This is a genomic window from Halosubterraneus shenae (genome assembly GCF_050510935.1).
Taxonomy (GTDB): domain Archaea; phylum Halobacteriota; class Halobacteria; order Halobacteriales; family Haloferacaceae; genus JBDGPU01.
On record NZ_JBNLVO010000001.1, the window covers coordinates 553,911 to 573,355 of the forward strand.

Below are 19,445 nucleotides of genomic sequence, written 5' to 3' on the forward strand. Positions count from 1 at the left end.
TCCTGTGCCACCGTCGGACGCTCGACTGCTGCACCGACGCAGTTTTGGAGCGCCCTCGTCTATCGCGTCTGTGAGCGAGGTCGACGACTGGCGGGCGGCCCTGGCCGAGGCCGGGGAGCTGGAGGCGCCGATAGCCGCCGCCATCGTCGACCAGCACGGGGACCGCGGCAAGCGCGCGATCGAGGCCGTCGCCGAGGAGCGCGTGAAGGAGTACAAGGACTTCACCGTCGTCGTGGGCCACGAGGACGAGTACATCATCGAGGAGGGCGACTGCGACTGCGCGGACGCGACCTACAACCTCGACACGGACGACCCCGACCAGCGGTGCTGGCACGCGCTCGCCGTCGAAATCGCCGAGCGCATCGGCCGCGTCGACGAGCACGACATGTGGTACTCGGAAGTACGCGAGTTCCTGTAGCAGCTCCGGCGAGGTGGCCGTCCTGCCCGTGGAAAACGGGGAGCCGGATACACAGACCCGTGGAAATCCCGGAACCACCCGGAACTCGTGGCTCCCATGTAACATGTTGTTGAGAGGCATATAAACGGCGCCGGTTGCTGCAACACTGCCACGACTCGGTCTCCGCGAGCCCGAGGACGATCGCGAGGAGCCGGACGTCGCCGGCGACGCGCCGCCCAACACGGTGGGGGAATTTCCGGCGCCGTCAACTGGGCGCAACCGCCTCTCCCTGCGGTGGTCCGGGCGGGGTTTCCCGCCGGCTCGCCGCCGTCTGGCGGTCCCTCACCGGTAGTCGGAAACGTTTAGAGCGCCCGCCGGGTAGCTTCCTGTATGCCGGACTGTCCACTGGCTGACGACTGCCCAAGTTTCGAGGAGCGCATCGAGGGAATGGGCTGTCAGCACTACGGCAACCGCGGCGGGGCCGAGTGGTGTCAGCACTACGATATGCCGATCAGCGACCTGAAGCAGCAGCCCGTCAAACCGGGCGAGGAGGTCGTCGTCGAGGTCGACGACATCCACGAGAGCGGTGCCGGCGTCGGCCGCACCGACGACGGCTTCATCGTGATGGTCGACGGGCTGCTCCCGCCGGCCCGCGCGAAGGTCCGCATCCACACGGTCAAGTCGAACTCCGCGCGCGCCCAGGAGATCGTCGAGCGCCTGCCTCTCGAGGAGGAAGAGGGCGAGGCGGGCGAGGAAGGCGAAGCCGAAGACGAGGATGAAGAGGAAGGGTCGTCGACCCGCGGCCCGGACCGCGAGCAGCTGGGCAGCCGCGAGAACTTCTGGGGCTAGCGGCTCGCTCCCCCGGAGTCGACCGGCGCCTCGGACAGTCCGCACTATACCTTTTTCCGGCCACATCACTTCCGTCCAGACATGGCTGCAGACGACGACGCCGACTCGTCGCCCGACGACGCGGTCGACGTCGACGCCGTGCTCGAACGGGCGGGCTTCGACCCGAGCGCAGGGGTGTTAACGCGTCGCCAGGCCGAGGTCCTCGCGCTGCGCGAGCGCGGGCTGAAGCAGTCCGTCATCGCCGAGCGGCTGGGCACCTCCCGGGCGAACGTGTCGAGCGTCGAGGCGAGCGCCCGCGAGAACGTCGAGAAGGCCCGCGAGACGGTCGCGTTCGCCGAGGCCCTCGCCGCGCCGGTTCGGGTCGAGATCGGCGAATCGACCGACCTCTACGACGTGCCGACGCAGGTGTACGACGCCTGCGACGAGGCCGGCGTCAAGGTGAACCACACGGCGCCGGAGCTGATGCGGATCGTCGGCGAGGCCGCCGGCGACGCCGTCCAGGGGCGGCAGGTCCGCCAGCGCCTGTTCGTCACCGTCGACAGCGACGGAACGGTCCGCGTGCGACGGCCCTGACCGGCGCGGGCTGACGAGGCCGAGCGCGGTGACGAGCGTCGCTGCTGTCGGGTGCGGCGACCAGCGTGGCCACTGTCGGAACGTGGTTCGCGAAGAGAAAACGGCTGATGTGCCGCCGGCGGTGGCAGTCGGGTCGGCGTCCGGTGCCGTCGGGGACAGTGACGGCCGGAACGCCGGAACCGACGACGCGGGGACGTGCGCCCCACCGCCGGGATGGGCACATCGGACGGGAACGTCCGTGCCCACGGTGTTCCCGGTGTGACGGAGACCGCGAGGGGGGACAGAACCCTCGCGACCGGCGACACGTGGCGGCGTGCCGCCGAACCGACTCGCCCAGCAGCCCGAACGAGTCGGAAGGGTGGTCCGCTGTCGCAAGTGTGCCTCTGACTGCGCCTATCCTCGCGACCACCTCCGAGGTTCGGTCGGATCGGTGGTCGACCAGTCCGAGAGTGGGGCGACCATATCGTTTAGGTTGGCCTAAACCCATTAAACTGTTATGGTTTAGGCCGACCAAAACCAATCGAAACTGGCGAGGTCGGCACAGCTACTCCGTCGAATCCGACCATGATAAACCTTGCTCGCGTTCCTACTGCTCGACGATCTCCGCGACGCCGACGAGCGTTTCCCCCGCCGTGACGGTCGCTTCGCGAGCGATCGAGTAGACGATCCCGTCGCGGTCGGCGACGGCAGTTTGCAGTTCCTCGTAGGTCGTCGGATCGTAGAGCGTCCCGAGTTCGTCGCCCTCGGTCGCCGAGTCGCCGATGGCGACGCCGGTGTCCGGGACGAAGAGGCCGGAGTCGTCGGCGCGGACGCGCCCGAGGTGGTTGCGCGCGACGGTGCCGTCCCAGCCGGCGGGCTCGCCCGCGAGGACGCCGACGTGCCGGAGCGCGTCGAGCATCCCGGCGACGCCGGTCTCGACAGCCTCCTCGACGACCTGCTTGTTGTGCGCCAGCTCGGGCGTGATCGTCGGGATGTCCTCCCGCGTCGCGGCGACGCGGAGCTTCCCGCCGAAGTCGCGCTCGGCCCACTCCGTATCCGCGTCGTCGCCGGCCGCTTCCGCAAGCAACAGGTCCGTGCCGAACGCCTCCGCGAGCCCGCGGCAGTCCTCGTCGCCCGCCATGTACACCGTGTGGGTGAGCATCGTCGGCGACCCCGTGTGGAGGTCGACGATGGCGTCAGCGTCGCCCGCGTACTCCCAGAGCCGGGCGGCCATGCGCTCGTGGAGCGTGCCGTCCGGGTCGCCGGGCCAGCAGCGGTTCATGTTCGCGTTCACCGAGTCGAGCCCCTCCGGCGTCGTGTAGGAGACCCGGTCGAACGTGAGCGGGTCGGCGACGGGCACCGCCACGAGCGTCCCCTCGAACTCCTCGTCGGCGTCGACGAGGACCTCGTGGAGACGTCGGAGCACCTCGCTCCCGTTCACCTCGCGCCCGTGCTGGGCAGCCTGCGCGTAGACGACCGGGTCGCCCTCGCCGTACGTGTGGACCGTCGTTTCGATCGGCACCCCGGAGGGGAGCCGCGCGAGCGTGATGCGCTCGGACTCGTGCATACGCGACCGATCCGCCGCCGACCGCTTATAAACGAGGGTGCCGGCGAGTGGCGGAGGCGCGGAGCGATGGAGGTGCGTAGTGGCGGAGGCGCGGAGCGGTGGAGGTGCGTAGTGGCGGAGGCGCGGAGCGGTGGAGGTGCGTAGTGGCGGAGGCGCGGAGTGGCGGCTCACTGGCTTACAGCCTCTCCGTGAGCCGGTCGGCGTGTCGCGCCGCTCGCTCGCGGATCGCCGCGGCGTCGACGTCGGCCGCGACCAGCTCGCCGCCGTCGTACACCACGTCGCCGTCGACCATCGTGAACGCGACGTCGTCGCCGTGTGCCGCGTAGACGAGGTGCGAGAGGGGGTCGTGGACCGGCGTCGCGCGGGCCGTCGCCGTGGAGAGCCCGACGAGGTCCGCGCGGTAGCCCGCCCGGAGCGCCCCGATCCGGTCGAATCCCGTCGCCCTCGCGCCGCCCGCCGTCGCCATCCGAAACACCGCCTCGGCCGGGAGCCGGGCCGGGTCGTCGCCGGCGACTTTCCCGAGGAGGCTCGCCTGTCGGAGCTCCGTGAACGCGTCGAGCGCGTTGTTACAGGGTGGACCGTCGTTCCCGAGGGCGACCGTAACCGACCGGTCGAGATAGTCGGCCACCGGCGCGGCGCCGGAGGCGAGCTTCATGTTCGCGGACGGGCAGTGCGTGACGACCGTGTCGGTGTCGGCGAGAATGGCCCGCTCAGCCTCGCTGGGGTGGACGCCGTGGGCGAGCGTCACGTCCGGCCCGGTGAGTCCGACCTCGTCGAGCCACTCGATGGGCCGCTTGCCGGTTTCGGCTTCGACGGCGGCGACCCCCGCAGCCGTCTCGCTCGCATGGGTGTGGATCCGCAGGTCGTCGTACTTGCTGCCGGGCTCGTTCCCCTTCTCTCCCCTCGCTTCGGCGTACTCGTCCACCAGATCGCGACAGGCCCGGAGGCAGTCCGCCGTACACGACCGCGCGAACCGCGGCGTCACGGCGTAGCGCAGCCGCCCGTCGGCCGCGCCGTGGTACTCGCGCAGCAGCGACTCGGACTCCTCGACGGCGACCTCGGTCGGCTGCCGGAGCGCGTCCGGCGCGTTGCGGTCCATCAGCACCTTCCCGAGCCGGCCGCGGATCCCGAGGTCGGCGGCCGCCTCGAAGGCCGCCGTGGCGTGGTGCACTGAGAGGTGATCGAGCACCGTCGTCGTCCCCGATTCGAGACACTCCAGGTAGCCGAGTTCGGCGGCGGCTCGCATCGCGTCGGCGTCCATCGCCGCTTCGAGCGGGAGGACGTACTCCGAGAGCCACTCGTCGAGCGCGACGTCGTCGGCGAGCCCGCGCCCGAGCGACTGGACCGAGTGGACGTGGGCGTCGACGAGCCCCGGCGCGACGACGTCGAACTCGCGGTGCTCGTGATCGGGGTAGCGGTCGGCGAGCGTTTCGCGGTCGCCGACGGCGGTGATCGCGTCGCCCTCGACGACGACCGCGCCGTCCTCGATGACCGTTTCCGGGTCGGCGACGACGGTCCCGGCTATCAGCGTTCCCATTAGTGGTCCATCTCGCCAGCCAGCGACAAGAGGGTGTGCGTGGTGTCGGCGTTCGATGACGGCGTTTGGACTCAGAGGTCGGGTTTTTGATCGGGTGATCTTCCCATTTCGTTTAAACTCCTCGTTGCTTAGCACTCGCTCTTTTAAGTCAGATCGATTATCGACGTCGCAGACACCACTCAGCATGCTTCGAAAGCCCCAGCCGCTGAGCGCTCGCGCTTGTAAATGGGCTCAGATGACGTCGCTGACGACACCACTCGGCATACCCAGAAAGCCCCAGCCGCTGAGCGGTCGCGCTGCTCGCTGCGCGCCTCGCCAGCTCACTCGCTTCGCTCGTTCGCTGGCTCAGTGCTTACTTCGCAGGGCGTCCCGCGCAGCGGCTGCCCCTTTCAGTCCCGCCCCGGAGTGGTGGCCGGGCGTCGTTCGCGCCGGCTGGCCGGCGTGCGGTGTGGGGCGGTCGGCGCGCGCGAGCAACGCGTGCGAGGGAGGGCGGGGCGCGCCGAGCGGTGCGTTGCGGAGCCGGCGCGCCCCGGCCGAGGCTGGGGAGGGCTGAGGAACGCGGTTGCGGTGCTGTCGCGGTTGCGGTTGCGGTTGCGGTCCTGGCGGACTGAAAGGGCGACGGCCGGTCGCGGTGTAACGGAGTCGCTCCGTCGACCCCTATCCGCGGCGGGCCTTGCTGAGAGCCGCGGATATGTCGCGGAGCGACCGCGAGCGGCCGAGGGCTTTCGAGGTGTTTGCGGTGCTGTCAAGCGCAACAGCGTCTGCACCCGTGCATCCAGTTTATGAGCAAGAGCGGCCGAGGGCTTTCTGGGTGTTTGCGGTGCTGTCAAGAGCAAGCCCGTGTCAACCGTTCAAATTCGCTTATAAAGAGCAGCCGGGGAAGTTCGGAAATAAGCGCTCAGTCGATGATCTCGAACTCGGTCCCGATCGCGGCGCCGTCGAGGCCCCAGTAGACGAAGCGGTAGGTGCCGGCGCCCAGCTGCGGACAGACGGTCAGGTCCGCCGTCGAGAGCGTGTTCGCGATCGGCTCCTCGCGCAGGGTGAACGACCACACGTGGCCGCCGCCGGATCCGACGGTCTTCGGCTCCTCCGGGTACGAGACCTCGCTCCCGTCCGGCGTGCCGCGGACGTCGACCCAGCCCTGGCCGGTCTCGCGCTGGATCGCGATGCGCTCGCTGCTCCCGATGGTCGTCTCGGTCTGGTCGAGGTTCCGGAGAACGATCCGCAGCTCGCTTCCGTACGTCTTCGTCCGCCCCTGCGCGGCGACCTCGAACTTCACGTCGTCGGCCGTGCGCGCGGAGACGAAGCGGAGGTCCTCCTCGGCGAACCGCTGGTCGAGCCGGCGGAACTCCTCGTTCGGACAGCTGAGCGTCGTCGGGCGGCCGTCCGGCCCCTGCGGTCCCTCCCCCGCGGCGAAGTCCAGACAGCCGGCCGTGCCGACGACGCCGCCGGTCCCCAGCGAGGCGAGCAACGACCGTCGAGAACACTGCATAGCGACGTTTGCCACTCGGCGGGTTTCAACCTCACGAGACGCCCGCGCGGGAGGTTCACACCCAGTCGCGCCGGCGTTCGGAACCGCTTTCCCGGAGGCGAGCGAGGGTCTCGATATGAAACTGTTCGGCTCCAGCGGGACGCGCGGGGTCGCCATCTCGGACCTCTCGCCCGAGTTCGTGCTGCGCGTCGCGAAGGCCGCGGGGACGCTCTGGGACGCCGACCGCGTCGCCGTCGTCCGGGACACCCGAACCACCGGCGAACTGTTCGCGAACGCCGCGGCGTCCGGCCTCGCGGCCGTCGGCTGCGACGTCGACCGTCTCGGCGTCGCCCCGACGCCCGCCGCCGGCCGCTACTGCGAAGTCGAGGGGATTCCGGGCGTCGTCGTCACGGCCTCCCACAACCCGCCCGAGTTCAACGGGATCAAGCTCGTCGGCCCGGACGGCGTCGAGCTCTCGACGGAGGACCTCGAGCGCGTCGAGAACCACATCCTTGGCGAGGAGTTCGCGGAGGTCGAGTGGGACGAGGCCGGCACCGAGCGCCGCGTCGACGACGCGGTCGACGACTACGTGGACGAGCTGCTCGCCGCCGTCGACCGCGACACCATCGCCGCCGCGGAGCTCACCGTCGCCGTCGACCCCGGCCACGGCGCCGGTGCGCTCTCGAACCCCGAGTTCGTCCGGAAGCTGGGCTGTGACGTCGTCACGGTCAACGCCCAGCCCGACGGCCACTTCCCCGGGCGACTGCCCGAGCCGGTCCCCGAGCACCTCGACGACCTCCAGCGGCTCGTCCGGACGACGGACGCCGACGTGGGGATCGCCCACGACGGCGACGCCGACCGCGCCGTCTTCGTCGACGAAACCGGCGAGTACATCGAGGGCGACGCGTCGCTCGCGGCCCTCGCCGCGGAGGCACTCGAACCCGGCGACGCGACGGTTGCCGCGGTCAACGTCTCCCAGCGCCTCGTCGACGTCTGTGACGACGTCGGCGCGGACCTCGAGCTGACGGCCATCGGCGCGACGAACATCATCACCCGCATCCGGGAGCTCCAGCGCACGGGCAAACGCGTCCCCATCGCCGGCGAGGGCAACGGGGGGATCTTCTTCCCGCCGTACCGCCTGACTCGCGACGGCGCCTACATCGGCGCGAAGTTCCTCGAGCTGCTCGCCGACGGGACCGCTGCCAGCGAGGTCGTCGCCCCGTACCAGGCGTACCACAACGAGCGCCGGAACCTCGGGTACGACTCGGAATCGGAGCTGACCGAGATGCTCGACGCCGCGGAGGAATACGCCCTCTCCGCCGACGCGGAGCCGAACACGACGGACGGCTACCGCCTCGACTACGGGGACGCGTGGGTGCTCGTCCGTCCCTCGGGCACGGAACCGAAGGTCCGCGTCTACGCCGAGGCCCGCGACGCCGACCGCGCGAACCAGCTCGTCGAGGACGTCGTCGACGCCGTCGCTACCGACGAATAGGAAGAACAGGAGAGAAGGCGACAGCGAAGGACCCCTCAGCGCTCGGTTTCTGTCAGGATCTCCTCGACCAGCGCCAGCGTCTCCTCCGCCTCGGCGAGCCGGTCCCCGGCAGCGTTGGCTTCGATCAGCGCCTGCTCCCGCTCGTCGAACTCCTCGGTCACTTTTGCCGCACGGCGGCACGTCTCGTAGTCGTCCTTCCGGCTTCGGTCGCCGATGGCGCGGAGATCCGCGACGACGTCCTCGTCGGCGACGCGAGAGACGAGCGAGGTGAGCTCCTGCACGCGGTACTGGATTTCGTCGGCCGGTTCGGGCGGCCACCCGAGCGTGAGCGGCTCGCCGTCGAGTCGCTCGATCCACGTCCGGTGGACGGCGACCGCGGTCCGGAGCGCCCCGGGATCCTCGACGTAGTGGTCGAGCTTCGACTGCGAGTAGTCGGCGTACTCGAGCAGCTGGGGCAGCGGCTCCTCGCCGGCCGCGTACTCGTCGACGTACTCGGAGAGGTCCCGCGGCGGCGCGTCGAAGTCGACGAGGGGGTACCGCTCCGTCGCCTCCAGGAAGTCGAACGTCTCGCGGGCGCTCGCCGTCTTCAGGAACTCGTCGAAGGCCTCGCGAACCGCGTCGTTGTAGCCCTCGAACTGCTCGCGAAGCTCTTCGAGTGGCACCGTGAGGTCGACGTCGGCGTACTCGGCGACTGCCTCGAGCTCCTCGATCCGGTCTTCGAGGTCGTCGCGGGCCTTCTTCAGGTCGCGACGGGCGATCCGGTAGTCGTCGACGGCGTCGTCCCGGCGCTCGAGCAGGGTGACGTACTCCCCGGCCGGGTCGAGCGCGTCGCGGGCAGCGTCGAAGTCGTCGGTGGAGAGCCGGCGCTTGTCGACCGCCTCGTCGGCGGCCGCGAAGGCGTCGGCGGCGAGCGCGTCGTCGTCGACGTCGACGGCGTCGGAGAACTCGCCCTCGAACTCGACGTACGAGCCGAAGTCGCCGGTGCCGGTCGCGTCGTCCTCGTACTGGTCAAGCACGCGATGCGCGCGCCGGTACGTGTCGGCCGCCGCCTCGACGCGGTCCTGGCCGAGGCGCTCGATACGGGCTTCGATGCGCTCCACCTCGTCGTAGCGCTCCCGGAGGGTCGCCGCGGCGTCCCGGGCCGTCCGGATCGGGCCGTCCTCCGGGAGTGGTGGAGCGTCCGCGTCCGCGGATTTGGACTCCACCGACTGCGAGGTCGCCGAAGTCGACGTCGACGCCGACGCCGACTCCGACTTCGACTCGGGGTCGTCCATCAGTCAGTACACCTCGTCCGGGTCGAACACGCGCTCGCCGACCTCCTCACCATCGATGGTCCGGTGGAAGCAGGAGTGGAAGCCGGTGTGACAGGCGCCGCCGTCCTGGTCGACGAGGTAGAGGAGGCTGTCGGCGTCGCAGTCGACCCGGATCTCCTCGATCCGCTGGACGTTGCCGGACGTGCCGCCCTTCTTCCAGAGCTCGTCGCGCGAGCGGGAGTAGTAGTGGGCCAGCCCCGTCTCGCGCGACTGCTCGAGCGCCTCGGGCGAGACGTACGCGAGCATCAGCACCTCGCCGGTCTCGGCGTCCTGGGCGACCGCCGGGACGAGCCCGTTCTCGCCGAAGTCGACGTCGATGACGTCTCCGTCCTCGAGGTCCGACTCCGCCGCGTCCCCGGCGCCCGCGTGCTCGTGACTCATGTGTCCCGGAACGTGAGGACGGTGAATAGGCCTTTTGTCTACCCCGGCGCGGCCGACCATCAGGCGAACCCGAGCGCGGAGAGGATCGCGAACAGCACGTCGCCGTAGGTGACGGCGACGACGAGGCCGACGAACATCGGGACGATGAACGGCATCCCCGGCGACACCCAGACCTCGTCGCGCTCGACGACGGTCTCTAACCCCTCCCGGAGCATCTCCGGGTCGGTGCCGTACGCCGACCCCTCGATATCGTCGAGGAAGCGCTCGGCCGCCCAGGGGTCGTCGGCCTCGGTAGGCTCACCGTCGGCCTCGGTAGGCTCACCGTCGGCCTCGGTAGGCTCACCGTCGGCTCCCGCCAGTTCCTCGTCGCCAGCGAGGGACTCCGCCCCGTCGCCGGCGATGGCCTCCGCGTCGTCGCCAGCGACGGTCTGGGTTGTGGCGTCGTCGTCGTCAGCGTCGTCTACTGTCTCGCTCGCGACGCGCTCGCCGCCGTCGGTCGCCGGGCCGACGTGGGCCGCACCGTCGGTCGGTTCGAAGGTCTCGTCGACGCTCGCGGGGTCGCGCAGGCGATCCGGGTCCTCGCGAATGTCCGCGAGCGTCAGCCCGCGCCAGCGCAGGTACATGCGGAGCGCGTCGACGTCGAGCCCCCGGCGCGTGAAGCCCTCGCGCGTCTCGAAGAGCCGGCCGTGGAGGTGGGGGAGCCGCTCGACCGGCACCGGCCGCGCGAGGAACATCGCGGGCGACACCCGACCACCGGCCGCGTTGTAGACGGCGAGACCGAGGGGGTACAGGGCGCCGACGAGGACGGTGTTCGTGAGGATGGTCAGCGAGAACACGCCGAGGTACGTCTCGACCGCGGGGAGCGCCGGAATCCCGGCGACCGGGAGGATGTACGTCGGGAACGTCGGGTAGACGAGCGCGACGGCGATGAGCGCCTTCGCGTCGGCGCCGCCGAAGCCGCCGATGCGCCAGAACACGTAGCCCAGCGGCGCGACGAACAGCAGGCTGAGGCCGACGCGAAGCAGGAAGAGTCGGTCCTCGATGCCGGCGAGCGGCCAGTGGGTCAGCGTTTCCCAGCCGAGCAGCAGCAGGCCGAAGGCGTAGAGTGGGGGCCAGAGCCGGTTCGGGAGCCGGCGAGTCCGAACGTCTCGGTACGCCGCCCACCCGAACAGAGGGACGAGAAGGAGACGGAGGAGATCCGGAACGGACGCGAGCATACGGGTTCCGTGACGCGCGATGAGTTAGGGATTGGGGTTCGACGCCGGATCCCCCGGCGAGAACGTGGCGGGGCGTCCGAGAACGGATACTGCATCAGATATCCGGTAGAAGCCCACGAGAGACCCCAATACGGCCGATTCGCAAACGATCCGGTCCCGTTTGGGAGGTAAGCTTAAATAAGACATCTCCGTGGATTGACCATAATGGCACCGGTCACGCACCACGCCGCCGAGAAAGCCGGGTCGTTCCTGGCGATCAGCGGGCTGGTCGTGTTCGGCCTGCTCACGGGGATCGCGCTCTGGGCCTCCGCCCTCGATCCACTGTTCGTTCGCGTCCACCTCTTCGAGGGGCTGATCTCGGTGGGGCTGTTCAGCGTCGTCGTCGCCGCGACCGGCCTCGTCTTCGTCGTCGACGTCTGGCGTGGGACCGAGGTCGACGACCTCCCGACGTCCGGGCCGCTGGTCCAGGCGATAATCCCGGCCTATCGGGACGCGAACGTCGTCGACGAGAGCGTCACGAGCCTGCTCGAGAGCGACTACGACCCGCTTCGGATCGCGATCGTCGTCGAACCGGACGACGCGGCGACCCGCTCCGGAGCCGAAGCGCTGGCGGCCCGCTACGAACCGGTCGAGTGCCTGGTCAACGACGATCCCGGGTCGAAGGCGACGGCGATCAACTGCGCGGTCCGGCGCAGCGAGGCCGACCACTTCGTCGTCTTCGACGCCGACGAACGCGCGTCCCCGGAGTTCGTCCCCGTCGCGATGAACGCGCTCCGGGGGGACACGGACGTGTTCCAGGGCCGGCGCGTGCCCCGGCCGACGGGGGCGATCGAGACGCTCGCGTACTGCGAACGGATCGTCGTCCAGGCCGGCTATCTCATCGGCGAACTCGTCGGCTTCACCCACTGTCAGAGCTCCGCGACGGGGTTCACCCGGGACGCGATCGAGTCGGTCGGCGGGTACGCCGACGTGCTGACGGAGGACATCTACTTCTCCCACCAGTGCTACCAGGCCGACCTCTCCGTGACCCGGAACCGCTGCTGTACGAGCACGATGGAGGCCCCGCACACCCTCCGGGACCTCTGGGCGCAGCGGAAACGCTGGCGGATCGGGCACGTTCAGGTCGCGCACCTCCGGATCCGCGAGGCGCTCGGGAACGGCGTGGGCCTCGGCGACGCCGTCACCGTCGGGCGCGCGGTCGGCGCCGTCGTCGCCGGCGCGGCGCTCGTAATCCTCGCGGTCCACGTCCTGTTCCTGTTCGTCGTCGACACCGGCGCGGCCCTCGTCCCCTTCACCAGCATCTTCGGCATGATCGGCGGCGTCTGGGCCCGCGACACGCAGGCGGGCCGGGTCGGCCTCCCCTCGTGGTCCGTCCTGCTCTCCCCGCTCGTCTACCTCGGGCACGGCGTCCTCACGGTGAAGGCCATCCTGGAGTACCTCCTCACCTGGGAGGGCGAGTGGTACCGGGTCTCGAAAACCGGATCCTGAACCCGCATCCGCGGACGGTCCCGGCGGCACCAGGTCCCGGCCCCGAAACGGGGAGTAGTCTTTTGCTCGTGACCGCGCAACCAGCACCCACACCCGGACCCGATGACTTCCACGAGATACGCCGTCGTCGGCGGGGGCATCGTCGGAGCGAGCGTCGCGTACCACCTCAGCGAGCGGACCGACGATCCGGTCGTCGTCTACGAGCGCGACGGGCTGGCGGCCGAGACGACGTTCAAGTCCACCTCGATGGTCGGCGTCGGCGGCCCCGACCCGCACTACCGGATGAAGCAGTACGGCTTCCAGTTGTACAACGAGTTTCTCGCCGATCCCGAATCGGACGCTGAGTACACCCAGTCGGGCCGACTGCGGGTCGCCGTCGACGACGCGAACGCGGCCCGACTGGAGCGGCTCGACGCCCGGACGGAGGCCGACCAGCCGGGCACCTCCGAAGGCGACGAGGAGTGGCGCGGCGTCGACGCGAGGAAGTTCGCCCACGACCTCACGACGTACGTGCCGGGCGACGAGCTGCGCGAGACCCTCGTCGTCCCGCCGCTGAACACGGACGCCGTCGCAGGCGCGCTCTATCGGCCGATGTACGGGCACATCCGGAGCGACGACCGGACGCTCGGTCCCCGGGAGCTCGCCCTCGAGTTCGTCGAGCGCGCCCGGAAGAACGGCGTCACCTTCGAGACGGAGACCGAGGTGACGGGCATCGAAACGATCGAGGGACGGGTGTCCGGCGTCGAGATCGACGGCGATCGGGTCGAGCCCGCGGACGCGGTAGTCTGTGCCGCCGGCCCGTGGAACGCAGAGCTGGCGGCGACCGCCGGGATCGACCTCCCGATCGAGCACACCTTATCCCCGGTGTACGCGGTCGAACTCGACGAGCCGCTGCCGTACACGCTCCCGACGATCAAGTCCCACGAGTCCTCCGTCGGCCTCCACCGGAAGCGGGACGACCGGATCCTCGTGACCTACACGCCGAGCGAGGACGAGGGGGAGGCGACCTACGACCTCGACGCCGTCGGCGACGCGGAGCTCGACGCCTTCCGCGACACGGCGCTCGAGTGGGCCGAGCGCCTGGTGCCGCGGCTTGCGGACGCGACCCTCGCCGACGAGTGGGTCGGCGTCGGCACAAGCACGCCGGACGGCAACCCGATCGTCGGCTGGACCGAGGTCGAGGGCCTCTCGCTGGCCGCGACGATGATCGGGATCCAGCTCGCACCCGCCGTCGGGGAGATCGTGGCCCGCCAGCTGGTTGCGGGAGAACCGACCGACTACTACGACGCCGTCTCCATCTCCCGATTCGACGGCTATACCGACGTGTTCGAACACCGGTGATTACCTCGATCGCTCGCTTATAAATTATATTCAACAGAGGAACCCCTGGTGTACAGGACTGTAACAGCCAGAAAGTCCTCGCCCGCTCGCGGTCGCTGTCCTCGAAAATCGGAAATTTTCGGGCTCCGAGAAATCTCCGATTTCTCGCGAAGCAGGATATCTGAACCTCTCAGCCGCGAACGACGGTCCAGGCTGCCTGCAGTAGCGGGCTGCCGGGCTGCGGCGTCCAAACTCTCGTTCACTTGAAGCCTCGGATACCGCCGGTAGCAACAATAACCGATCAGAGAGCGGCTTTCGAAAACCGCCCATCTCAGCCCGTGCAGTCACCTTCCGCGCATGAGCTTTTAACTACTGGAGCCGCAAGAACGGGTATGGGAATCCTCTCACGCGCCTCCTACGTCATCCGGTCGAAGGTCAACTCCATCCTCAACCGGACGGAGGACCCGACCGAGACGCTCGACTACTCGTACGAGCAGATGCGGGACGAGCTGCAGGAGGTCAAGCAGGGCATCGCGGACCTGACGACCCAGAAGAAGCGGCTGGAGATCCAGAAGCGCCAGCTCGAGGAGAACGTCGAGAAGCACAACCAGCAGGCCCGCGAAGCCGTCGAGCAGGACCGCGACGACCTCGCGCGGAAGGCCCTCGAGAAGAAGAAGTCCAAGATGCAGCAGATCGAGGACCTCGAAGGCCAGATCGCCGACCTCGAGAGCACGCAGCAGGACCTCGTCGAGAAGAAGAACGACCTCCAGAGCCGCATCGAGGAGTTCCGGACGAAAAAGGAGACGATGAAGGCGCGCTACGAGGCCGCGGAGGCCTCCTCGCGCGTCTCCGAGGCCGTGACTGGCGTCGGCGACGAGATGGAGGACGTCGGCCGCGCGATCGAGCGAGCCGAGGACCGGACGGACGAGATGGAGGCGCGCGCGGAGGCGATGGACGAGCTCGAGGAGACGGGGGCGTTCGACGACGCGCTCTCCGACAAGGACTCCATCGACCGCGAGCTCGACGAGCTCTCCACCGACCGCGAGGTCGAATCCGAACTGGAGACGCTGAAGTCGGAGGCCGGCACCGGCGAGTCGGCCGGCTCAGCCGAGTCGGCCGAGGCAGCCGAGTCGGCCGAGGCAGCCGAGTCGACCGAGACGAGCGGGGAGTCCACGGAGGCGGAGATCGAGTCCGAACTGGCGGATCTCGAGGCCGACGTCGACGAGGCGGCCGTCGAGGAGGAAGTCGAGACGGACGCGTCCGTCGACGCCGACGAGCAGAGCGACTCGAAGTAAGCAGCGACGCCGAGGGCCGGCCGCAGAACGACGGGATCGCCTTCTCGCCGCTCAGCGCCGGGCGACGAGCCGGACGAAGCCGAACAGGAACACGGCGAACCCGATGGCGACCATGATCAGCAGCGCGAGCACCGCGATGAGCACCGACAGCGTCGAGAACTCCAGCAGTCGCTCGATCCCCGACGCCGACTCGTTCTGCATGAGCACCAACGTCGCTCGACCGAGGAGCTGCTGAGGAACCACGGTTAGGGGTCGGCTGGCTCGCCAATAAGGGAGGTGGCCAGGCCGAACGCGGAGGATGGCCAGGGACCGAGCATGGTCGGCTGCCCGCTACGCATCCTTCTCGACCCCGATGCCGCCGCGTTCCTGCTCGCCGACGCGGATCGGGCCGCCCGTGAGGTCGACGCCGGAGTACGGGTCCGACGCCAGCAGCAGCGAGCCGTCGAGGTCGGCGTAGTCGAGCAGGGGCGCGAGCTGGGCGCCCGCGGCGATGGAGGCGTTGGACTCGATCATGCAGCCGAGCATGACCTCCAGCCCGTGGGCGCGCGCCGCGCTGATCATGCGCCGGGCTTCGAGCAGTCCGCCGGTCTTCATTAGCTTCAGGTTCGCGACGTCCGCGCGGTCGGCGATCTCGGGGATGTCCTCGAGCGTCACGCAGGACTCGTCGGCGGCGATCGGGAGTTCGGCGCGCTCGTAGGCGAACTTGAGCCCTTCGGGATTTTCGGCCGGGACCGGCTGCTCGATGAACTCCACGTCGTACTCGGCGAGCCACTCGCTGTTGCGGACGGTCTCCCGCGGCGTCCAGGCCTCGTTCGCGTCGACGCGCAGGCGGGCGTCCGGGGCCGCGTCGCGGACGGCCTCGATCAGCTCCCGGTCGCGATCCGTGCCGAGCTTGATCTTCAGCACCGAGTAGCCGGCGTCGACGGCGTCGGCCGTCTTCTCACGGACGCGCTCGGTCGTGTCGAGCCCGATGGTGAAGGACGTCTTCGGCGCGTCGCTCGGGTCGAGCCCCCACATGCGGTGGAGCGGGACGCCGAGGCGCTTCGCCGCGAGGTCGTGGACCGCGATGGAGACCGCTGTGCGCGCGGCGGGATTGTCGCGGACGACTTCCTTCATCTCGGCCTCGATCTCGTGGAGCGCGTGGGGGTCTCCCACCTCCTCGACGACCTCGAGGAGCTCCGGGAGCACGGCGGCGACGGTGTCGGCCGTCTCGCCGTAGTGGGCCGACGGCGCCGCGCCGCCGATGCCGGTCATCCCGCCCTCGTCGGTGACGCGGACGATCAGGTTCTCCGCCTCGGTGGTGGTGCCTCGCGAGATGCCGAACGGTTCGTCGAGTTCGAGCGTGACGCGCTCGACGGACGTTTCGAGGCTCATTGACGGCGACCTCCCTCGCGGTCCTTCGGCGTCGCGGCCGGCGTCGCGGCCGGCGTCGTGGTGGTGGTGGTGACCATCAGTCCAGCACCTCCGCCTCGATGGCGTCGACGATGGGGTCGGCGCCGAACCGGATCGGGTCGGTCGCCTCCGCGCCCAGCTCGGCCTCGAAGCGGTCGAGCGCGGCCGCCGCGTCGGCGTCGTCCGCGGCGTCCTTCGTGTTGAGCGCGCCGGCGACGACCTCGCTGGGGTGGACGGTCGACGCGAGGTTCTCGTAGAGGTCGACGTACTCGTCGACGTCCTGGAGCGGGAACGACTCGTAGCCGTGGATGCGCTCGCGGCCGGCCTCGTGACAGAGGACGAGCGCGTCGGCCATCGCGCCGTGGAGGATACCGCAGGTGACCGCGGAGTAGGCCGGGTGGACGATGCTCCCCTGCCCCTCGACGACGAGCAGGTCGTGCTCGTCGCCCTTCTCGAGGATCATCTCCTCGACGGCACCCGCGGTGAAGTCGGAGACGACGCGGTCGACGGGGTTGCCCCACCCCTCGACCATGATCCCGGTCTGGCCGGTCGGGATGACGGCGGCGTCGATGCCGCGGTCGCGGGCCGCCTCGACGATCTCCATCGTCGTCGTCATCTTCCCGACCGAGCAGTCGGTGCCGACGGTGAGGACGACGTCGGCGTCGACCTCCGCCGAGCGCCCCTCGGCGACCGTGAGCCCCTCGTGGGGGTTCCGGACGTCGAAGAGGTCGGCGCCGTGTTCGGCCGCGAGCGTCGCGAACTCCTCGTCGTCCGCGAGGAAGTAGTGCAGTCCGGAGACGACGTCGTTGCCGCCCTCGAGAGCGTTCCGGACGTCAGGGCGCCAGGACTCGTCGAAGCCGCCGCCGATGGGTGCGATGCCGATGAGGAGCGCGTCGACGTCGCCGTCGACGGTCTCGGCGGCCGCGGCGTAGGAGTCGACGATGGGCGCGTCGGCGACGGTCGTCGTATGGTCGTGGACGCGCGTGCCGGCCTTGTCGCGGTCGATGACCGCCGCGACCTCCTGGTTGCCGTAGCGCATGACGCCGAGCGCCGTCTTCGCCCGGTCCGGGAACTTCTCGTGTGCCAGAATGACGATCCGATCGTGGTCCATATCGCCGGGGACGCCCTGGGTGGGTATAAATCGGATGGGGACGGTACACGCTGCCGGGAGTTGTCGCGGGTTCGCTCCCGGCGACCGGCGTCCGCAGCGACCTCCGCTACAGGTCGTCGTACGGGCCCGCCTTCGCCGCGGTGAGCCGGTCGACCTGCTCGTCGGAGAGGTCGATCGTCGCCGATGCGAGGTTCTCGCGCAGCTGGTCGACCGTTCGCGCGCCGACGATGGGCGCGGAGACGCCCTCGCGATGCTGGAGCCACGCGAGCGCGACCTGCGCGGGCGAGGCGTCGACCTCGTCGGCGACCGCGTCCAGCTCGTCGTGCAGCGCGAAGTTCTCCTCGGTGAGGTACGACTCCTGGAAGCGGCTCGACGCCGCGACCCGGGAGTCCTCGGGCAGGTCTTCCTCGCGGTCGTACTTGCCGGTCAGGAACCCCTGCCCGAGCGGGCTCCAGGGGCAGACGGCGAGGCCCTGCTCGCGGGCGAACTCGAGGTAATCGCCCTCGATCTCGCGGTCGGCGAGGTTGTACCGCGGCTGGAGCAGGGTGAACGGTTCCCAGCCCTCGTTGCGGGCGATCTCGTTCGCGCGCGCGACCTTCCACGCGTTCGGGCGAAGCGTGGAGGCGCCGAGGTAGTGGACCTTGCCGGACTCGACGAGCCCGTTCAGCGTCTTCATCATCTCGCGGGCGGGCGTCTCGTCGTCCCAGCGGTGGATGTAGAGAACGTCGACGTAGTCGGTGTCGAGCCGGTCGAGGAGCGCGTCGATGCGATGCCGGAGGCTCTTCCGGTTGGTTCCCCGGCTGTTCGGGTCGCCTTCGCGGGTCTGCCAGTAGATCTTCGAGGCGATCGTGTAGCGCTCGCGGTCGCGGTCGGCGAGCCAGTCGCCGATCCAGCGCTCGCTGTCGCCGCCGCCGTAGACGTCGGCGGTGTCGATGTAGCGCCCGCCGGCCGCCTCGTAGGCGTCGAGCAGCTCCGTCGCGCGCTCCTCGCCGATCTCCAGTTCGCCCGCCTCGTTCTCCTTGCCGAACCGCCAGGTCCCGAGCTGCAGTTCGCTCGTCTGCAGGCCGGTTCGGCCGAGGTCGGCGAAGTCCAGGTCGATCTCCTCGAGTGCCGGTGTCATCGCGCGTTCGTTGTGCCAGATCCGTGAAAAGCCTACAGAAACCGGAAGCTGGCAACGGTGAACGACTGTGACAGCGGTCTTATAAAACCGGCCGGCACCGAACGGCGACGCGCTCAGTACAGCAGTTCGTCGTCGTTCTCGATCATGTACAGCGAGCGGGCGGCGATGTTGACCGCGTGGTCGCCGACGCGCTCGAGGTCGCGGATCGTGAGGAGAAGCCGCTGCACCTCCCGCATCGTGGACTCGACGTCCGTGCCCTCGTCCAGCTCCTCGCGCTGGATGAGGTCGCGGACGACGAGCTCGCTGGCGTCCTCACAGAGCTCGTCGACGGCCTCGTCCTGGTTGGCCACGTCGTAGCAGAGCTCGGGGTCCTCCTGGCCGTACGCGCGCATCGCGTCGTCGAGCATCTCCAGCGTCGCGTCGCCGATGCGCTGGACGTCGACGTCGGGGAACATCTCACGCTCGGCCATCTGCGCGTAGCCCGCGAGGTTGGTCGCGAGGTCGGCGATGCGCTCGAGGTCGGTGATGATCTTGAACGAGGCGGCGATGAACCGGAGATCGCCCGCCACGGGCTGCTGGAGTGCGATGAGGTCCGTGCAGTCCTGTTCGAGGTCGAGGTACATCTCGTTGATCTCGGCGTCGCCCTCGATCACTTGCTGTCCGAGCTCCTCGTCCTGCTGTTCGAGCGCCGAGAGCGACTCCCGAAGGCGCTCCGCGACGACTTCGCTCATGTAGAGGACGTTCTCGCGCAGTTCATCCAGCTTGGTCTGGTATTCTTTCCGTGACATGGGTCGTGCCGCGAGTTTCACCCGGCGTCGTCCGCCTGTGTCCGCGTTACTGTAGTCGACCTCGCGCGCCCACTTAAAAGTGAACGCCGTCGGCCGTGGTGATGCTCGGTCCCGGCGGGCGATCGCTCGCATCGCCATCCGGTGCCTGCCGG

Annotated in this window: 18 protein-coding genes; 7 read left to right on the top strand and 11 right to left on the bottom strand. The window is 69.5% G+C overall.

All coding sequences use genetic code 11. The features are described 5' to 3' along the window. Positions 1 to 70 precede the first annotated feature (70 nt). The 3 genes from ACQE3M_RS02550 to ACQE3M_RS02560 all read left to right on the top strand — a co-directional run bounded on the left by ACQE3M_RS02550 (position 71) and on the right by ACQE3M_RS02560 (position 1,819). Positions 71 to 418, top strand: coding sequence for a hypothetical protein (locus ACQE3M_RS02550; protein WP_430503897.1), 348 nt, complete (start codon positions 71 to 73; stop codon positions 416 to 418). A gap of 369 nt (positions 419 to 787) precedes the next feature. Further along, complete coding sequence (locus tag ACQE3M_RS02555; protein WP_430503898.1) at positions 788 to 1,246, top strand: TRAM domain-containing protein; 459 nt, start codon at positions 788 to 790, stop codon at positions 1,244 to 1,246. Between the two features lie 81 nt (positions 1,247 to 1,327). Further along, a complete protein-coding gene (locus ACQE3M_RS02560) occupies positions 1,328 to 1,819 on the top strand; it encodes a Tfx family DNA-binding protein (RefSeq protein WP_430503899.1) in 492 nt (163 codons plus the stop codon). A gap of 586 nt (positions 1,820 to 2,405) precedes the next feature. On the opposite strand, the gene ACQE3M_RS02565 is transcribed toward ACQE3M_RS02560, so the two are convergent. The 3 genes from ACQE3M_RS02565 to ACQE3M_RS02575 all read right to left on the bottom strand — a co-directional run bounded on the left by ACQE3M_RS02565 (position 2,406) and on the right by ACQE3M_RS02575 (position 6,394). Next, the gene (locus tag ACQE3M_RS02565; protein ID WP_430503900.1) at positions 2,406 to 3,365 is read right to left on the bottom strand and encodes a succinylglutamate desuccinylase/aspartoacylase family protein; all 960 of its coding nucleotides are present in this window, start codon (positions 3,363 to 3,365) and stop codon (positions 2,406 to 2,408) included. A 175-nt stretch (positions 3,366 to 3,540) separates the two neighbouring features. Next, positions 3,541 to 4,902 carry a 5'-deoxyadenosine deaminase gene (locus tag ACQE3M_RS02570; protein ID WP_430503901.1) on the bottom strand — a complete coding sequence of 454 codons (1,362 nt, stop codon included), beginning with the start codon at positions 4,900 to 4,902 and terminating at the stop codon, positions 3,541 to 3,543. A gap of 898 nt (positions 4,903 to 5,800) precedes the next feature. Further along, the gene (locus ACQE3M_RS02575; protein ID WP_430503902.1) at positions 5,801 to 6,394 is read right to left on the bottom strand and encodes a hypothetical protein; all 594 of its coding nucleotides are present in this window, start codon (positions 6,392 to 6,394) and stop codon (positions 5,801 to 5,803) included. Between the two features lie 115 nt (positions 6,395 to 6,509). On the opposite strand from ACQE3M_RS02575, the gene glmM reads away from it, so the two are divergent. Further along, a complete protein-coding gene (gene glmM, locus ACQE3M_RS02580) occupies positions 6,510 to 7,868 on the top strand; it encodes a phosphoglucosamine mutase (protein ID WP_430503903.1) in 1,359 nt (452 codons plus the stop codon). A gap of 35 nt (positions 7,869 to 7,903) precedes the next feature. Here glmM and ACQE3M_RS02585 read toward each other — a convergent pair whose 3' ends face one another. Genes ACQE3M_RS02585 through ACQE3M_RS02595 form a run of 3 tightly spaced genes read right to left on the bottom strand, consistent with a single transcriptional unit; the run spans position 7,904 to position 10,779 of the window. Further along, entirely contained in the window at positions 7,904 to 9,142 is a 1,239-nt protein-coding gene (locus ACQE3M_RS02585; RefSeq protein WP_430503904.1) for a DUF7118 family protein, read from the bottom strand. A gap of 3 nt (positions 9,143 to 9,145) precedes the next feature. Beyond that, entirely contained in the window at positions 9,146 to 9,562 is a 417-nt protein-coding gene (hisI, locus tag ACQE3M_RS02590; RefSeq protein ID WP_430503905.1) for a phosphoribosyl-AMP cyclohydrolase, read from the bottom strand. Between the two features lie 59 nt (positions 9,563 to 9,621). Then, a complete protein-coding gene (locus tag ACQE3M_RS02595) occupies positions 9,622 to 10,779 on the bottom strand; it encodes an A24 family peptidase (RefSeq protein ID WP_430503906.1) in 1,158 nt (385 codons plus the stop codon). Between the two features lie 204 nt (positions 10,780 to 10,983). On the opposite strand from ACQE3M_RS02595, the gene ACQE3M_RS02600 reads away from it, so the two are divergent. The 3 genes from ACQE3M_RS02600 to ACQE3M_RS02610 all read left to right on the top strand — a co-directional run bounded on the left by ACQE3M_RS02600 (position 10,984) and on the right by ACQE3M_RS02610 (position 14,882). Next, positions 10,984 to 12,267, top strand: coding sequence for a glycosyltransferase family 2 protein (locus ACQE3M_RS02600; protein ID WP_430503907.1), 1,284 nt, complete (start codon positions 10,984 to 10,986; stop codon positions 12,265 to 12,267). Positions 12,268 to 12,369: 102 nt separating this feature from the next. Continuing rightward, the gene (locus ACQE3M_RS02605) at positions 12,370 to 13,608 is read left to right on the top strand and encodes an NAD(P)/FAD-dependent oxidoreductase (RefSeq protein ID WP_430503908.1); all 1,239 of its coding nucleotides are present in this window, start codon (positions 12,370 to 12,372) and stop codon (positions 13,606 to 13,608) included. A 371-nt stretch (positions 13,609 to 13,979) separates the two neighbouring features. Next, positions 13,980 to 14,882, top strand: coding sequence for a PspA/IM30 family protein (locus ACQE3M_RS02610; RefSeq protein ID WP_430503909.1), 903 nt, complete (start codon positions 13,980 to 13,982; stop codon positions 14,880 to 14,882). A gap of 51 nt (positions 14,883 to 14,933) precedes the next feature. Here ACQE3M_RS02610 and ACQE3M_RS02615 read toward each other — a convergent pair whose 3' ends face one another. From ACQE3M_RS02615 to phoU, 5 genes are all read right to left on the bottom strand, one after another. Continuing rightward, the gene (locus ACQE3M_RS02615; RefSeq protein WP_430503910.1) at positions 14,934 to 15,083 is read right to left on the bottom strand and encodes a hypothetical protein; all 150 of its coding nucleotides are present in this window, start codon (positions 15,081 to 15,083) and stop codon (positions 14,934 to 14,936) included. Positions 15,084 to 15,212: 129 nt separating this feature from the next. After that, on the bottom strand, positions 15,213 to 16,256 hold the full coding sequence (locus ACQE3M_RS02620; RefSeq protein ID WP_430503911.1) for a dipeptide epimerase: 1,044 nt from the start codon (positions 16,254 to 16,256) through the stop codon (positions 15,213 to 15,215). 76 nt (positions 16,257 to 16,332) lie between these two features. Beyond that, positions 16,333 to 17,385 (bottom strand): DUF1611 domain-containing protein, encoded by a 1,053-nt coding sequence (locus ACQE3M_RS02625; RefSeq protein ID WP_430503912.1) that lies wholly within the window; start codon positions 17,383 to 17,385, stop codon positions 16,333 to 16,335. Between the two features lie 106 nt (positions 17,386 to 17,491). After that, positions 17,492 to 18,505 carry an aldo/keto reductase gene (locus tag ACQE3M_RS02630; RefSeq protein WP_430503913.1) on the bottom strand — a complete coding sequence of 338 codons (1,014 nt, stop codon included), beginning with the start codon at positions 18,503 to 18,505 and terminating at the stop codon, positions 17,492 to 17,494. A 113-nt stretch (positions 18,506 to 18,618) separates the two neighbouring features. Further along, positions 18,619 to 19,293: a phosphate signaling complex protein PhoU gene (phoU, locus tag ACQE3M_RS02635; RefSeq protein WP_430503914.1), complete on the bottom strand. Its 675-nt coding sequence runs from the start codon at positions 19,291 to 19,293 to the stop codon at positions 18,619 to 18,621. Between the last annotated feature and the right edge of the window lie 152 nt (positions 19,294 to 19,445).

What these genes read in the sequence shown, in the direction of transcription:
- ACQE3M_RS02615 (WP_430503910.1), bottom strand. Translation starts at nt 15,083, where the DNA reads ATGCAGAACGAGTCGGCGTCGGGGATCGAGCGACTGCTGGAGTTCTCG.
- ACQE3M_RS02630 (WP_430503913.1), bottom strand. Translation starts at nt 18,505, where the DNA reads ATGACACCGGCACTCGAGGAGATCGACCTGGACTTCGCCGACCTCGGC.
- ACQE3M_RS02555 (WP_430503898.1), top strand. Translation starts at nt 788, where the DNA reads ATGCCGGACTGTCCACTGGCTGACGACTGCCCAAGTTTCGAGGAGCGC.
- ACQE3M_RS02600 (WP_430503907.1), top strand. Translation starts at nt 10,984, where the DNA reads ATGGCACCGGTCACGCACCACGCCGCCGAGAAAGCCGGGTCGTTCCTG.
- ACQE3M_RS02610 (WP_430503909.1), top strand. Translation starts at nt 13,980, where the DNA reads ATGGGAATCCTCTCACGCGCCTCCTACGTCATCCGGTCGAAGGTCAAC.
- hisI (WP_430503905.1), bottom strand. Translation starts at nt 9,562, where the DNA reads ATGAGTCACGAGCACGCGGGCGCCGGGGACGCGGCGGAGTCGGACCTC.
- ACQE3M_RS02585 (WP_430503904.1), bottom strand. Translation starts at nt 9,142, where the DNA reads ATGGACGACCCCGAGTCGAAGTCGGAGTCGGCGTCGGCGTCGACGTCG.
- ACQE3M_RS02620 (WP_430503911.1), bottom strand. Translation starts at nt 16,256, where the DNA reads ATGAGCCTCGAAACGTCCGTCGAGCGCGTCACGCTCGAACTCGACGAA.
- ACQE3M_RS02570 (WP_430503901.1), bottom strand. Translation starts at nt 4,902, where the DNA reads ATGGGAACGCTGATAGCCGGGACCGTCGTCGCCGACCCGGAAACGGTC.
- ACQE3M_RS02595 (WP_430503906.1), bottom strand. Translation starts at nt 10,779, where the DNA reads ATGCTCGCGTCCGTTCCGGATCTCCTCCGTCTCCTTCTCGTCCCTCTG.
- ACQE3M_RS02625 (WP_430503912.1), bottom strand. Translation starts at nt 17,385, where the DNA reads ATGGACCACGATCGGATCGTCATTCTGGCACACGAGAAGTTCCCGGAC.
- ACQE3M_RS02560 (WP_430503899.1), top strand. Translation starts at nt 1,328, where the DNA reads ATGGCTGCAGACGACGACGCCGACTCGTCGCCCGACGACGCGGTCGAC.
- phoU (WP_430503914.1), bottom strand. Translation starts at nt 19,293, where the DNA reads ATGTCACGGAAAGAATACCAGACCAAGCTGGATGAACTGCGCGAGAAC.
- ACQE3M_RS02605 (WP_430503908.1), top strand. Translation starts at nt 12,370, where the DNA reads ATGACTTCCACGAGATACGCCGTCGTCGGCGGGGGCATCGTCGGAGCG.
- ACQE3M_RS02575 (WP_430503902.1), bottom strand. Translation starts at nt 6,394, where the DNA reads ATGCAGTGTTCTCGACGGTCGTTGCTCGCCTCGCTGGGGACCGGCGGC.
- ACQE3M_RS02565 (WP_430503900.1), bottom strand. Translation starts at nt 3,365, where the DNA reads ATGCACGAGTCCGAGCGCATCACGCTCGCGCGGCTCCCCTCCGGGGTG.
- glmM (WP_430503903.1), top strand. Translation starts at nt 6,510, where the DNA reads ATGAAACTGTTCGGCTCCAGCGGGACGCGCGGGGTCGCCATCTCGGAC.